This window comes from Mesorhizobium sp. 1M-11 (assembly GCF_001303895.1).
Taxonomy (GTDB): domain Bacteria; phylum Pseudomonadota; class Alphaproteobacteria; order Rhizobiales; family Rhizobiaceae; genus Mesorhizobium.
In genome coordinates this window covers 83,357-98,482 of record NZ_LJSD01000075.1, presented here as the reverse complement: position 1 = coordinate 98,482, position 15,126 = coordinate 83,357, and the positions used below count along the sequence as shown (strand labels likewise).

Sequence of the window (15,126 nt, the reverse complement as noted above, 5' to 3'; positions counted from 1 at the left end):
GCGGATGCGGGCCCGATCCCGCCCGAAATACGGGTCTACCCTGACTTCGACGCGTTAAATTGCCGTGAAAACCAGCCGGTGAAAGCCGCATTGTTTCATTGGCTTCATGATGGCACGCGGCGGAGCAGCCTGCCGGCCAGCGCGATCACCGCGACGCCGATGAGACCAGCTACGGCTTTGATGAGCATGTCTTCGATCCGCCCATGCCGGCCGGGATCGATCAATTGAAGCGATTCCAGAACAGCGGCTATGCCCACGACGAAGAAGGCCACGCGCATCATATGCCTCGGGAAACTCAGCGAAAGCGCTGCACCCAGCAGCAGATAGGCCGCCGCACGCTCGATATTGGGATCGCCGACATGCGGCCTCAACCCAATCGGCGAAAGGGTGGCGAAGACGATCAAAGCCAGAAGGAAGATCGACGCGAGGCGTGAAACAAGAATCATTGCGCGTAATTAGTGCCGGATTCTGGCGGTTTGAAGCACGCCTTTTGTCGCTGCTCAAGGGATGCTATTGGTGAAGAGAATTTTTACCTACTGGGTGGGTAGGAGAAGGATTCAAGCGGCCAATTTAGGGGTTTCTTAACCATAAATTGGAAGAGTCGAGATACGCCAATTTGCACGCGGCAGTTCGCGTCGAGGCAAAATGGGGGTTAGGTCGTGCCGCCTGCCCAGGCTCAGGCATTACGACTTTTATCTCGGGGCACTATGGACATAGATATCTCTCAACTGCCTGGGGTTCTCAAACGCCGCTGGCACTATGTGGTGCTGACGGCGCTGCTGTGTTTGGGACTGGCTCTGGTCTTTCTGGCTACACAGAAATCCTATTATCGCTCTACGGCCGAGATCTTGCTGGATCCCAGTCGCGGCGGCGCGTCCGGTGGCAATCCAGGCGAGGCGCAGGTAAGCACACAGCAGACGGTCGGCAGTCAGATCTATGTGCTGCAGTCGCGCGAGATGCTGCGTGACGTCGTCAGAAACCTCAAATTGACCGATGACCCTTACCTCGCCGCCAGCGGTGGCGGATTGCGCCAGCGTCTGTTCGGCGGCGGCTCGCCAGCGGCGAGCGGCGATCGCACGGATGCCGTTGTCGACGCACTGGCCAAAAACCTCAGTGTCGAGCAGGCCGGAGATTCCTTGGTGCTGTCGATCACCATGAAGCACCGCGACAGCGAAATGGCCGCCAAGATCGCCAATGCGGTCGCTGAAACCTATCTCAACAGTTCGGATCAATCGCAGACCGACGCGGAACAGCGGGCCAACACCGCCCTGCAGGCGCAGACGGAGACGCTGCGCCGGCGCCTGCTCGACGCTCTGGCCGAGGCCGAGAAATTCCGAACCGAGAATGGTCTGATTACGGCCGGCCAGCAGGGTCTGGTAACGGATCAGCAACTTGCCGGCCTCAACCAGCAGCTGCTTGCGGCGCGGCAAGCGGCCGAGCAACAGAAAGCCATTGCCGACCAGGCCAATCAGCTCAACATGTCCAATGTCGAAACCGGCGCCATTGCCGAAGCGCTGCAGTCGCCGACACTGATCGACCTGCGCAGCCGCTACGCGCAATTGCTCGACAAACGGGCCGAGGTCGCCACCAGTCTGGGTGCGGAGCATCCGCAAATGCGCGCCGTGCATTCGCAGATCGCCTCCATGCGCACGTCGATCGAGAATGAGCTCGATCGCATCCGCAAGACCGCGCAAGCCAATGCCGATCGGGCGAAAGCCAATCTCAATTCATTGCAGACGCGTTTCGATGCGCTGGCTGAAATGAACAGTGAGAAAGGCGAGGCCCGTATCAAGCTGGCGCAGCTGGAGAACGAGGCCGCCTCGATCAATGCCGTATACCAATCGTTCCTGACGCGTTCGGAAGACCTCGTCAGCCGGCAGAATATCGGCAAGGGATCCTCGCGCATCATTTCCACCGCCATTGCCTCTCCACGGCCGGTCCAGGCGCCGAAAAGCCTGGTGCTGATCGCTGCCTTGCTTTTCGGCACTGCGGCTGGATCCGTTCTGGCGGTATTGCGCGATGCGATCAGCGGCGCGGTTCGTTCGGAGCGCGAGCTGATCGCGACGACCGGTGTTCCGGTACTGCGGACCGTCGCGCGTCTCGTGGACAGCGGCAAGCCGGGATGGCGCCAGCGATTGATGCGGGTCTTCCGATTGCGGCGCGCGGGGGATCTGCCGATCGAGCTGAAGGGCCAGCAGATACCGGAAATGGGGCTCGCCCGGGTCAATCACCTGATAGGGCTTCGCCGCTCCGACGGCCTGCCGACCGTTGTGGTGGTCGCAGCGGCTGATCCGACGATGGTCAGCGAGCACGCCGCTCCGGGTATTGCCCGGCAACTGTATGGCCTCGGCGAGGATGTCTACCTGTTCAACGGTACGTTGCGTCCCGAAACGGGGGTCCGGCGGCCGAATGGTCATGGCGAACACGCCGGCCGACATCCCTTGAAGGACGCGCTGCTTTACGAGCGCGTCGGCGACAACACGAAGCGTTCCAGTGCTTTGCTTTCCCTGGCCTCGGATCTTGAGCATTCCGGCAAGGTATCTGCTTTCTTTGTGGTCGACGCCTGTGGCACCGAAGCTCAGGAACTGTTGCCGGTACTGCTCAAATTTGCAGACGGTATCATCCTGCAGTCCGAGATCGGTTCAACGCACAAGAATGATCTGGCGCTGCTGATCAACGAGATCGAGCCGTGGCGCGAAAAGCTGATCGGCAACATCGTGGTCGGTAAGCCGCATGATCGCTGAGGCTGGATCGTGACCGCGGCAGCCGCGGCCCCGCGAGGCTGGAGCGGGGACTTGCCGCGCCCGGCTTCGACAAGACCTGCTGCAGAGGCCGTGGCACCTGGGTTGATCCGGCTCCTGGCGGTCGTGACGGTGATCGCGGCGCTGGTGTTCAACTTCTTCCTCTGCTTCGTGAATACGAGGGTCATGCACATCACCGACGGCTACGTGATGCTGTCCGAGATGATGATCGTCGGCACGGTGTTCATCGTCGCGTCGACCAGGCGCGCGCCGCTCTATCTGCTGCTTGGCTTGTTTGTCAGCTACATGCTGCTCATCTTCGCGCTGCGGGGCGGCCAGCTGAATCTGAAATCGGTGCGCGATATCCTGATTCCGATCGCCTTCTACTTCGCCGGCGCGCGCCTGCGCGATCCGCGGCTGGGAGACCGGCTGGTGCTGGCAAGCGGGCTTATCGTGATCGCTGCCGGGCTTTTCGAATACCTCGCGGTCGACACCTACATCTCCTATTTCAACGTCATCGGCTATTATCTGGCCCGTGGCACCGTCACCGCGGACCAGCTGTTCGGCGCCACGCAGGGATTGTTCATTTCCGGCACACGCCCGGAACCGCGCACCATCCTGCCTTTCCTTGGCCAGCACCGCGTCTCCTCGGTCTTCCTCGAACCGGTGTCGATGGGCAATTTCGCTGTCATCGTCTACGCGTGGACGCTCTATCGCGGCCGCGCATTCAAGGGCTTCTGGCTGGGGCTGATCATCGCGTTCGCCGTCATCGTGCTCGCAGACGCGCGTTTCGGCCTCTACAGCTGTGTCCTCATCACGGTGCTCTACCCTTTCTACAACCTCGTGCCGAGGCTCGCCTGGACCGTCCTGCCATTTCTTCTGCTGGCGATCCTGGCAACCTATGGCATCATGACCGGTACCGGCGGCGGGGCGAACGATCTCGCCGGCCGGTTCATGGTGACCGCGCATATCCTGACCCAGCTTCCGGCTGCAGTGGTGCTCGGCACCGAGCAGACCACGCAGTTCACGGCCGATTCCGGTCTCGCCTACTCGCTGACCGCGTTCGGCATCTTCGGCTTCGTGGTGCTGTGGGCGATCCTCGTCCATGCACCATCCGCAGAAGCGCGCGCCTGGCGCTTTCATTGCATGGTGATGGTCTATCTGCTGCTTCTGATGCTGATCAGCGACTCGTTCTATTCGATCAAGACCGCTGCGCTGTTGTGGTTCCTGCTTGGTACATCGAATGCCTACAGGACACCTGCCGCGGATAAGCCGAGTGCAGGCGTGACACAGGCCCGCCAATCCGTGCTGGCGCGGTAGCAAGGCTTTCCCGGTCAGCCCTTCTTCTCAAGTGCAGGGCAGGCACCCTTGCGGGCCGGTAGCGCTCCCGCAGCCTCCAATGCCTGCAACTGTGGCCGATCGCCTTTTTTTGTCGGCTGGATGTTCATGTCTTCGCTTTCCGGCCACCAATCACCACCGGCCCAGTAGGTCCAGCCGGTCCACGTGTCCGGATTCTTGTCGACGAAATCGGCCATGGCGGCGATGCCGTCCACGCAGACTTTGTTGGGTGCGCCACCGAATTCGCCAAGGAAGCCGCGTTTGCCGTTTTTCTGCAGCCAGCCGGTGACATTCTTGAGCGCGGTCACGGCATCATCTGCCCGTTCGCACGTCTTGTGCGTGCCGGAGAAGTTGCTGTCGAGATACTGATGCACTTCGTAGGCATAGTTGTCGGCCGAATCCTCGACACCCAGCATGACGGTGCCGTTTGCCGCTTCAGGATCATCGCTCAGCCAACTGTGGGCGCCTGTCCAATTGGTGCCTGGTACCAGGATCAGGTTGCCGGCGCCGGCCTGCCGGATCGCTGAAATCGCGGCATTGGCGGCAGCGAGCCATTGCGTGGCGGCGACATCGTGCGGTTCGTTCATCAAACCGAACTGGATTGACGGGTCGTTGCGGTATTGACTGGCCAGGCGCTTCCACAAATCAGCAAAGGCGGCATTGGGCACGGCATCCGAGCCGATCAACTCGCTGCGATAACGAGCGTAGTTATGCACGTCGAGGATGACGGTCATGCCCGCCCCCTTGAGCCTCGCCACCGTATCGGTCAGACGCGTGTGCTCGGCCTGATCGAAAGGTTTGTTGAGGGTCGGCTGCAGGCGCTCCCACAGGAAGGGCAGGCGCACGGCATTGAAGCCCTTCCCGGCGAAATAGCTGATCGTGGCGTCGCTGGGGTAGATAAAGTCCTTGCCGTAGGCACCAGGCGGTTCTCCGAATTCCGCACCGGCCAGGTTGACGCCTCTCAAGCAGTCCGCGAACGCCGCGTTCGATACCAGGATCGTGGATGCGATCAAGGTGATCAAGGTTTTCGAGAGGCGGGAACGGGCCATATGCGATGTCCTAGCCTGTTTCCGAGGTGACTGTCATGGCCGCAACCGGCGCGCGTGCGCCCAGCACCTCGCGATAGACCGCGAGATAGCGTTCGGCGACGCGGTCCCAGGAATAGCCGTCCGCTGCCCGCATGGCAGCGTTGCGGTAGCCGGCCGTATCCGCTGCAAGCGCGTCGAATGCGGTTTCGATTGCCATGGCCGTGGCATCGCTGTCGGCGAAATCGCTGATGCGGATTTCGGGATGTTTCGAGGCCAGATCGCTATAAGCGGTGTTGGTGTTGAGCAATGGCATGAGAGCAGCACTCAGCGCTTCCACGGCGACGAGACCGAAGCCTTCATAGTCCGAAGCCGAGGCAAAGAGCGAGCATTTGCCAAGAACGCCCCGGATTTCTTCGTTGGAAAGGCCGATATGCATAGCGACATGATCACCCAGATGACGTTCGGCAATCATGCGTTCAACATCGGCCACACTCTGGTCGCCCGGCACGCCGACGATATCGAGATGCCAGTGCCCGGATCTCGAAACCAGCGCCCGGGTTGCGTCGAGCAGATTGTCCAGCCGCTTGTTGACCGAGAAACGGCCGAGCGTGACCATGCGGCGCACCGCTTGACGCGAACCGGCATCGGCGAACTTTCGCGTGTCGACACCGTTGTCGATCTGGATGACACGGCTGCCGGCAATGGCTTGAAAGGTCCGCGTATCCTGCGCGCTGCAGCCGATCAGACGACGATAGGCGAGGGCGGAAAGTCGCGTCGCCGTGTTGAACCAGATTGTCTTCAAGCCGGCGTATTTTTCGGTGTGGAAGAAGCCGCCATGAGTGGTGGCGATCATCGGTTTGCCGTGAAAGAGCCGCGTCCAGGCCAGGGCATCGAAGAAGAAATCGATGGCGTGCACATGAACAATGTCGGCGTCGCCGATATGCCGGAAAACCTGCGGCGCGACCGGATAACGCGTGCTGCCGGAAAACGGAACACGCACCACCTCAACCCCGTTGATGATTTCTTTCGAGGGCAAGGTTTCATCGAGTGCGGTAAAACGCCGGTCGAGTGTCACGACACGAACGCGGTAGCCCTGTTGCAGGAGCTGGCCGGCCAGGTTGGCGACGACTTCCTCGAGCCCGCCCCGGTTGGGCAGATACTGTCGCACCACCTGCACGGCAAGCGGCGCGCTGCGGTCGGAAGTCGGGTTGGCGGACGTCACAGGCATAAGGGCTCTCGGCTGCGGTGGCAGGCTCTGGTCAAGAGCGTTTACGGAAACGCGGAACCGCTCCAACTCTTTGTTTTTACGCCATTCCGGACGGAAAACCGCTGCGCACTTTTCCTGGAATTGCTCTAGCGGATATCACAAAGGCCGTTGAGAGGCTAAGGCAGGGTTAAATCGATATGAGTTCGGCTGTTCTGGGGAGGCAAAAAACACAGCTTGGTGAATCAGACCGCAAGCTGCTGGTCGCATTGCAGGAAATTGGCGCCCCGGCGCCGATATCCGCCCACCTTATTTGCAGGTCACATGCACTCGCCCGTCAGCCTGCCGGGCTTCGCCGCACGCAATCGGTGCCGAGGCCTGGGGAGCGGGCTGGGCATTGAGCCGGGATGCCGATGCCGGGCGAGCGGGCAGGCGCTGTTTCCTGCGCTGAGTCACTGGTCTGCGTGGTGCCGCGGGTTCCGCAATCGGGCCGACAGGGAAGACCTCTGCGCCGCTTTCGACAGGTGGCGTCTGCACGGAAGGTTCGTCACGCAACCAGGCGCGCCGCATGTCCATGGATGGGGGAATGACCACCGTTCCGTCATCGGTGCGCGCACAACCGCCCGCCGCCATCGGCAGGCAGAGCATCATTCCCAGAATATATGGCCGCATCCGCATCATTCCGGGGATTTCCATTACTCGCATGGCGCATCCTCCGCAACCGCCTGACCGACAGAACAACCAGGCATGTGTGCTGGTTCCGATTTGTTAAGGTTAATTGCCCATTAAACCTTCTCGGGCAGATTTGGCCGCCGGCTTGGGGAAGGCGGCTGGGCTTTTGGGGTGAGGGGGTGGCTATGGCGGGCGAGACGATCGGGGCCGACTTGTCTCCGGCGGCAAACGGACATGACGCGATCAGGCTGGCGACCGCTGGCGAGACCCTTTCCCGGGAAACCTTGCATGCATTGATCGCGGCCGACTCCGGCTGGCTGTGGGAGACCGATGCGGATCTCCGCTTCTCCTGGCTCTCCGAAAGCTATCGAACGGTGACAGGCAACGAGCCGGACACCGTCATCGGGCATTTCCGGTTCGATTTCCTCGATCAGGTGCAAAAAGGCAGCGAGAGCGCAACCGCTCATCTGGAAAATCTGCAGGAACGCCGCCCGTTCAAGGATTTTGTCTATCAGCCCAAGGACAGTGCTCCGGGCTTCCGCTGGGTTTCAACCTCGGGATTTCCGAAGTTCGATGCCGATGGCCGATTCCGCGGTTATCGCGGAATTGCCCGCAACGTCACCGCTATGGTCGAGGCGCTGGAAGACACGAAAAATCGGCCGAACCAGAATGCCCATTCGCGCGACGCTCATGTCGATCACATGATGGGTGCGCTCAACGCGATGAGCGATGCCGTGTGTTACTACGATGCCGAAGACCGGCTCGTGCTCTACAATCACGCTTTGCCGGTGATGTACCGCGGCATTGCCGACATCATCCACAAGGGCACTACCTTTCGGGATATTATCGAGGCCGGGCTCGAGCGCGATTTCTGGAACACCGAAACCCTGAGCCGGGATGATTGGCGCGATGCCGTGCTGGACAAGCGACGTAACGCGCAGTCCTCATCTTCCATTCTGCGTTTAGCCGATGGCCGCATCATCATGCATCGCGAAATGCACGGTGCCGAAGGCGGGACCATCTCGATCTGCACCGATGTCACCGAATTCGAGGCGAGCCGGTCGGAAGCGGCGGCTGCCGGGGAACGCGGGCGCCAATTGCAGTCCGATCTGCAGCGGACCATCGATTCCATGACCATGGGTGTCATCATTCTCGATGCGGCGATGAACGCAGAGATCATCAACCGCGCTTTCTACGACATCTGGAAGGTCACGGCCGAGCAGGTATCGGTGGGCTGCCCGTTCCGGGCGCTGATGGACGTCAATCGCTACAACGGGGTCTACGACATCGCCGACGAGCAGTGGGAGGACTACGTCGCCTCCCGTGTCGCCGAAATCAGGGCTGGCGATGTCGCGCCGCGCGAGTTCCGCCGGGCGGACGGTCACACCATGATCTATTCGGTGACGAAACTGTCCGGTGGCAAGCGGCTGATCTCGTATGTCGACGTCTCGGAAGTAAAGAAGCGCGAGGCCGAAGCCGAAGAAGCTCGCCGCTATCTCGCCAGTGTGCTGGAATCGCTGCCGGCGGGCGTGTTGATCTACGATCGGAACGATCAGTTCGTTTTCGCCAACAGGAAGCTCCTGGATTCCATCCCCGTTCTGCAGCCCGCCTGGCAGGTGGGACACAGTTTCCGCGATTCCCTGGAGCTCGGTCATGACAATGGCTGCTTCCGGCTCAGTGGAGACCCCACAATCGACGAACTCTACGAGGTCGATCGCGAAGGATGGCTGGATGCCATGATGGTCCGTTGCCGTCAAAGCAGCTCCAGCTTCGAGCGCCAGAATCCCGACGGGCGCTGGTATCAGGCTTTCGACATGCGCACCGAAGACGGCACGTTCATCGGCGTGCGTGTCGATATCTCCGAACTGAAGGACCGTGAACGGGCCTTGCAGGAATCGATGAGCGAGAACGAGGTGTTCCGCTCATTGATCGACAACGTTCCCGTCTCGATCTACGCCAAACGATCGGATCTCAGGCTGTTCTATGTGAACGAAGGCTGGTGCGAGCTCACGGGCGTGGCACGCGAGGATGCGATCGGCCGCACCGATGTCGAAATCTTCGGCGAGGAAGGCCAGGCCTTCGTCGAAGGCGACCTGGCTGTCTTGCGCACGGGCAAGACCTGCGAGGTCGAGGAAGAAATCACCGCGACCGACGGCTCCACACGTCACCAGTTCGCGCGCAAGAGCGCGATGATCGGATCGGATGGATCGCTTTATCTGATCGGATCGACCACCGACATCACCGAGCTGAAGGAACGCGAGGCCGAGTTGCAGGAAGCTCGCCAGCGTGCGGTGCTGGCAGATCGCGCCAAGTCGGAATTCCTGGCCAATATGAGCCACGAGATCCGCACGCCGATGAATGGCGTGCTTGGCATGGCGGAGTTGCTCTCCAAGTCGGACCTCGACGCCAAACAGAAGACCTTCACCGACATCATCGTGAAGTCCGGCAACGCGCTGCTTACCATCATCAACGATATCCTCGACTTCTCCAAGATCGATGCCGGCCAACTTGTGCTTGATCCGGCGCCCTTCAACCTGGCCGAAGCCATCGAGGATGTCGCCACGCTGGTTTCGACGCGAGCCAAGGAGAAAGATCTCGAACTGATCGTGCGTGTTCAGCCCGGCCTTGACGGGATGTTTGTCGGCGATGTCGGGCGCATCCGCCAGATCGTCACCAATCTGCTCGGCAACGCGGTGAAGTTCACCGATGAAGGCCATGTCCTGGTCGATGTCACCGGTCAAAAGATGCCATCCGGCACCAAGCTGACGATCTCCGTGACGGACACTGGGATCGGCATCCCACGGGAAAAACTTGCCCAGGTCTTCGAGAAGTTCAGCCAGGTCGATACCTCCTCGACACGGCGCCATGAAGGGACCGGTCTTGGGCTGGCGATCACGTCGCGGCTTGTGGAACTGATGGATGGTGAAATTGGAGTCGAGAGCACCGAAGGCAAAGGCTCGACGTTCTGGTTCACGCTGAGGTTGACGAGCGCGGAGCAGACCGAGGCACAGCGCGTGTTGCCTATCGATGTGACTGGCGCCCGCGTGCTCATTGTCGACGACAATGCGGTGAACCGCTCGATCCTGAGCGAACAGATGGCATCGTGGTCGTTCGATTCCTGCGCTGCGGCGAGCGGGCCGGAAGGGCTCAAGGTTCTGGCGGCGGCGGCAGCCTATGGCGTACCGGTCGATTGCGTGGTGCTTGACTATCAGATGCCTGAAATGACCGGTGCCGAAGTCGCACGCGTGATCCGCAACACTGAAGGCCTTTCCAGCACGCCCATCATCATGTTGACCTCGGTTGACCAGACACTGTCCAATGCCAGCTATCGTGATCTTGGTATCGCCGCGCATCTCATCAAGCCGGCTCGCTCGTCGATACTGCTGGAAGCGTTGGTCTCGACCATCCAGAAACATAAGGGTGGCATGTCTCCATACACGCCGACCACGAACAACACTCTCAAAACCCAGGCGTCGGTTTTGCGTGCGGCCAAAATCGAAACTTCAGAACAGGTCGTGCCGGTTCTTTCCCATCCCGAGGTCGCGGGCAGCGATGGTGGGCTCGACATTCTCGTTGCCGAGGACAACGAGGTGAACCAACTGGTCTTCACCCAGATCCTGGCCGATACCGACTACAGTTTCCAAATCGTCGGCAATGGCCGGCAGGCGCTGGAGGCATCGGGCCGACTGAAGCCGCGCATGATCCTGATGGATGTCTCGATGCCGGAGATGAATGGCCTCGAGGCGACGGGCGAAATCCGCAAACGCGAGGCTGGAGATTGCACGCATGTGCCGATCGTTGGCGTTACGGCCCATGCGCTGAAGGGAGATCGGGAACGCTGCCTGGAAGCTGGTATGGATGATTACCTGCCCAAGCCGATCAGCCCGAAAGCCCTGCTTGAAAAGCTCGATCGCTGGCTCGGCGGCAAAACTGGTGCCTACCGCAGCGCCGGATAGAAAGCCGGCGTCACGATCACCTACAGTTTTCAGAAATTTGCCAGAAAAGTCGTTTGCCGGCTCGCATGGGGGGCGAGTCCCCGCAAGCCCCTGATTTGCAGCAAGAATCCAAGCTTTCCCTGAAATGGACTCGACGAAGCTTTGCCGGCCTGCGCAAAGCGCGTTACCGGGGTGACACGAAACTGTCATGCGACTGTAATAAACGAGCGCTATGGGCTCACCCGGCGCCACAGGAAAGGCGTCGAGAGACCACCTTCCTAACAGGAGCAGGCCCAATGAAAAAAGCCCTTCTTACCGCGTCGGCTGCTGCCTTCGCGCTCGCTGCATCGGCCGGCTATGCCGCCGCGCGCGACCAGATTCAGGTTGCCGGTTCTTCGACCGTGCTGCCTTATGCCAAGATCGTTGCCGAGCAGTTCGGTGAAACCTTCTCGAACTTCAAGACCCCGGTGGTCGAGTCCGGCGGTTCGGGCGCCGGTATCAAGGAGTTCTGCAAGGGCGTCGGCGAAAACACCATCGACATCGCCAACTCCTCGCGTCCGATCAAGAAGGACGAAGTGAAGTCCTGCCAGGACGCAGGCGTGAAGGACATCCAGGAAGTCAAGATCGGCTATGACGGCATCGTCTTCGCCACCGACATCAAGGGTCCGGATTGGGCGCTGGCCCCGGAAGACGTCTACAAGGCGCTCGCCGCCAAGATCGTGGTCGACGGCAAGCTGGTCGACAACCCGAACACCAAGTGGAACCAGGTCAATCCGAAGCTCCCGGACTGGGATATCGCCGCTTACATCCCGGGCGAAAAGCACGGCACCCGCGAAGTCTTCGAAGAGAAGCTGCTGATCGCCGGCTGCAAGAAGCTCGGCGGCGTGGAAGCCGGCAAGGCTGGCGGTCTTGACGACAAGGCCGCGGAAGCTGCCTGCAAGGCCGTGCGCAAGGACGGCAAGGCTGTAGACATCGACGGCGACTATACCGAGACGCTCGCCCGCATCGACAGCAACAAGACCGGCGTTGGCGTGTTCGGCCTCGCTTTCTATGAAAACAACGCCGACAAGCTGAAGGTTGCCACCGTTTCCGGCATCACTCCGTCGACCGAGACCATCGCCAAGGGCGAGTATCCGGTGTCGCGTCCGCTGTTCTTCTACGTGAAGAAGGCGCATCTCGGTGTCGTTCCGGGTCTCAAGGAATATGTCGACTTCTTCCTGGATGACCAGATGGTCGGTCCGGAAGGCCCGCTGGCTGAGTATGGCCTGGTTGCCGCCCCCGAGGGAGAGCGCAAGGCCCAGCGCGAAGCCTTCGACGCCGGCAAGTCGCTGTAATCCTCCCAGGTACCGGGGTGCAGGTTCGACCTGCGCCCCGGTCGCCGCTGTCGGCTAGCGGTCGGCAGCTTTCGTGAGCTTTCAGAGGCCGCCCCATGTCATCCATGCTCGTGCTGGCAATCGTAGTTGTCATCGGCATAGTCGCCTTCGTCATCGCAAGACAGCGCGCGGCAGCGCAGGACGACGGCAAGGTCAAGCCGCATTCACGTGCTCACTATCATGGCTGGTGGGCGTTCCTCCTGGGTGTTCTGCCGGCGGTCCTTTTCCTGGCTCTGTGGAGCATCGGCTCCTCCGTCTATCTCAACAGCCATTTGCATGCGCAGATGCCGGCCGAGACCGGCGTGGCCAGCGAACCGCTGGCGGTCAGCCTGACCAAGAGCCTAGCCAACGGCCTGCGCAAGCTCGATGCACAGCAACTGGCGGCATTGCCGGCAACCTTCGCTGAACTGCAGCCGCTTCTCGCCGCCAAGGGCGTGGCGCTCGCAACCGACACGCAGGACTACATGATCCCGATCGCCGCTGAGGCCAACCAGGCCTCCGACAGGCTTGGGTTGATCGGCGCCATCGGCACGATAGGCCTGGCAATGGCCGGCGCCTTCTACGGAATTTCGCAGGTGCAGCTCCGCGCCCGTGCCCGCAACAACGTCGAAAGACTGATGCTTTGGGGGCTGCTCGGCGCCTCGACCATCGCCATCCTGACGACGATCGGCATCGTGCTGTCGATGCTGTTCCAGACGTTGAACTTCTTCAACCGCGTGCCGCCGATGCAGTTCTTCTTCGGTACCGTTTGGGATCCACGTTTCGCCGCGGCTGGCGCCGGCGCTTCCGAAGGCCAGTTCGGCCTGATCCCGCTGCTTGCCGGTACGCTCTACATCGCTTTCGTCGCGCTGCTTGTCGCGGTGCCGATCGGCCTGATGTCGGCGGTCTATATGGCCGAATATGCCGCGCCGAGAGTGCGTGCCACGGTGAAGCCGGCACTCGAACTGCTGGCCGGCATCCCAACCATCGTCTACGGCATCTTCGCACTCGTCACGCTTGGACCTTTCCTGCGCGATCTCAGCGCGGCTCTTGCCGGTGGAGCTTCCTTCATCCAGGCACAGTCGATCCTGACCGCCGGCCTGGTGATGGGCGTGATGTTGATCCCGGTGGTGTCTTCGTTGTCCGACGACATCATCACGGCGGTGCCGCGCGCCATGCGTGACGGCTCGCTTGGCCTTGGTGCGACGCGGTCGGAGACGATCAAGCGTGTGATCCTGCCCGCGGCCTTGCCTGGCATCGTGGGCGCCATCCTGCTCACCGCCTCGCGCGCCATCGGCGAAACCATGATCGTCGTGCTGGCCGCCGGTGTTGCCGCCAACCTCACGCTCAACCCGTTCGAAGCAATGACCACCATCACCGTCAAGATCGTCAATCAGCTGACCGGCGATCTCGAGTTCAACTCGCCGCAGACGCTTGTCGCCTTCGCGCTCGGCATCACGCTGTTCGTGCTGACGCTGGTGATGAACATCGTCGCCCTCTATATCGTGCGCAAATACCGGGAGCAGTACGAATGACCGACGTCACCCTGGATACGGTCGCCACCGCCACGCCTCCCGCGCGCCGCGACATCGGCCTCAAGCGCCGCTACGCAGCAGAACGCCGTTTCCGCCTCTATGGTGTGCTGGCGATCCTGGTCGGCCTGGCCTTCCTGGTCGTCATGCTTCTGTCGATCCTGACCAAGGGGTACACCTCCTTCTGGCAGACGACGGTGTCGTTGCCGATCAATTTCGAAGAGAAGGTGATCGATCCGGACAACAAGCGGGCGACGGATCCGAGCGTTCTGGTCACCGCCAACTACCCGGCCCTGGCGCAAAAGGCGCTGGCCGAGAAGCTTGGTATCGATCCGAAGAACAAGCCGATGATGACGAGGCTGAAGGGCTTCCTGTCCGATGGATCCCGTGTGCAGTTGCGCGATGTTGTTGTTTCCGATCCGGCCGTGATCGGCACCACCCGCAATGTTAACATCCTTGCTGGCGCCAATCTCGATTCCGCGTTCAAGGGCCAGATCGACCTCACGGTTCCGGAAGAGCGTCGCAAGGTCTCCGACCAGCAGGTCGAGTGGATGAACAAGCTCAAGGCCGATGGCGCGATGGCCGAGCATTTCAACACCGGCCTGTTCACTTTCGGCGCTTCCAGCCGGCCTGAAACCTCGGGTCTCGGTGTCGCCATCATCGGTTCGTTCTACATGATGGTGATCGTGCTGCTGCTTGCACTGCCGATCGGTGTCGCAGCCTCGATCTACCTCGAGGAATTCGCCAAGAAGAGCCGCTTCACCGACCTGATCGAGGTCAACATCAACAATCTGGCAGCGGTGCCCTCGATCGTCTTCGGCCTGCTCGGGCTTGCCGTCTTCGTCAATTTCCTCGGCATGCCGCGTTCGGCTTCATTCGTCGGTGGTCTGGTGCTGACGCTGATGACGCTGCCGACCATCATCATCGCCACACGTGCCGCGCTCGCCGCCGTGCCACCCTCGATCCGCTCGGCCGCGCTCGGTCTGGGTGCCTCGAAGATGCAGATGGTGTTCCAGCACATCCTGCCGCTGGCTGCACCCGGCATCCTGACAGGGACGATCATCGGCCTGGCGCGCGCACTCGGTGAAACGGCGCCGCTGCTTTTGATCGGCATGGTGGCTTTCGTTGCCAACTATCCGGCGACCCCCTTCGATCCCGCGACGGCGCTTCCGGTGCAGATCTACATGTGGGCGAACGAGGCCGAACGCGCGTTCGTGGAACGCATGTCCGGCGCAATCATCATCCTTCTGGTCTTTCTGATGGCCATGAACATCACAGCGATCGTGCTCAGGCGCCGCTTCGAACGGCGCTGGTAGAAAGGGAG

The 15,126-nt window shown here is 61.1% G+C and carries 10 protein-coding genes; 7 read left to right on the top strand and 3 right to left on the bottom strand.

Annotated features, from left to right (window positions below; genetic code table 11):
* Window positions 1-104: 104 nt before the first annotated feature.
* Window positions 105-446 carry a VanZ family protein gene (locus tag AO692_RS29880; RefSeq protein WP_054313677.1) on the bottom strand — a complete coding sequence of 114 codons (342 nt, stop codon included), beginning with the start codon at window positions 444-446 and terminating at the stop codon, window positions 105-107.
* Between the two features lie 261 nt (window positions 447-707).
* Here AO692_RS29880 and AO692_RS29875 point away from each other — a divergent pair, with 261 nt between their 5' ends.
* Together AO692_RS29875 and AO692_RS29870 are read left to right on the top strand one after the other, a co-directional pair.
* The gene (locus tag AO692_RS29875) at window positions 708-2,744 is read left to right on the top strand and encodes a GumC family protein (RefSeq protein ID WP_054313676.1); all 2,037 of its coding nucleotides are present in this window, start codon (window positions 708-710) and stop codon (window positions 2,742-2,744) included.
* Between the two features lie 90 nt (window positions 2,745-2,834).
* On the top strand, window positions 2,835-4,061 hold the full coding sequence (locus AO692_RS29870; RefSeq protein WP_152980026.1) for a UDP-phosphate alpha N-acetylglucosaminyltransferase: 1,227 nt from the start codon (window positions 2,835-2,837) through the stop codon (window positions 4,059-4,061).
* A 14-nt stretch (window positions 4,062-4,075) separates the two neighbouring features.
* Here AO692_RS29870 and AO692_RS29865 read toward each other — a convergent pair whose 3' ends face one another.
* The gene (locus tag AO692_RS29865; protein ID WP_054313674.1) at window positions 4,076-5,128 is read right to left on the bottom strand and encodes a glycoside hydrolase family 5 protein; all 1,053 of its coding nucleotides are present in this window, start codon (window positions 5,126-5,128) and stop codon (window positions 4,076-4,078) included.
* A 10-nt stretch (window positions 5,129-5,138) separates the two neighbouring features.
* Window positions 5,139-6,335, bottom strand: coding sequence for a glycosyltransferase family 4 protein (locus tag AO692_RS29860; RefSeq protein ID WP_054313673.1), 1,197 nt, complete (start codon window positions 6,333-6,335; stop codon window positions 5,139-5,141).
* A 562-nt stretch (window positions 6,336-6,897) separates the two neighbouring features.
* Here AO692_RS29860 and AO692_RS33015 point away from each other — a divergent pair.
* The 5 genes from AO692_RS33015 to pstA all read left to right on the top strand — a co-directional run bounded on the left by AO692_RS33015 (window position 6,898) and on the right by pstA (window position 15,118).
* On the top strand, window positions 6,898-7,083 hold the full coding sequence (locus AO692_RS33015) for a hypothetical protein (RefSeq protein ID WP_152980025.1): 186 nt from the start codon (window positions 6,898-6,900) through the stop codon (window positions 7,081-7,083).
* Between the two features lie 85 nt (window positions 7,084-7,168).
* Entirely contained in the window at window positions 7,169-10,939 is a 3,771-nt protein-coding gene (locus AO692_RS29850) for a response regulator (RefSeq protein WP_054313671.1), read from the top strand.
* 275 nt (window positions 10,940-11,214) lie between these two features.
* Entirely contained in the window at window positions 11,215-12,252 is a 1,038-nt protein-coding gene (locus AO692_RS29845) for a substrate-binding domain-containing protein (protein ID WP_054313670.1), read from the top strand.
* A 95-nt stretch (window positions 12,253-12,347) separates the two neighbouring features.
* Window positions 12,348-13,805 (top strand): phosphate ABC transporter permease subunit PstC, encoded by a 1,458-nt coding sequence (gene pstC, locus AO692_RS29840; RefSeq protein WP_054313669.1) that lies wholly within the window; start codon window positions 12,348-12,350, stop codon window positions 13,803-13,805.
* On the top strand, window positions 13,802-15,118 hold the full coding sequence (pstA, locus tag AO692_RS29835; protein WP_054313668.1) for a phosphate ABC transporter permease PstA: 1,317 nt from the start codon (window positions 13,802-13,804) through the stop codon (window positions 15,116-15,118). The genes pstC and pstA overlap by 4 nt, the downstream gene beginning before the upstream one ends.
* Window positions 15,119-15,126: the final 8 nt, after the last annotated feature.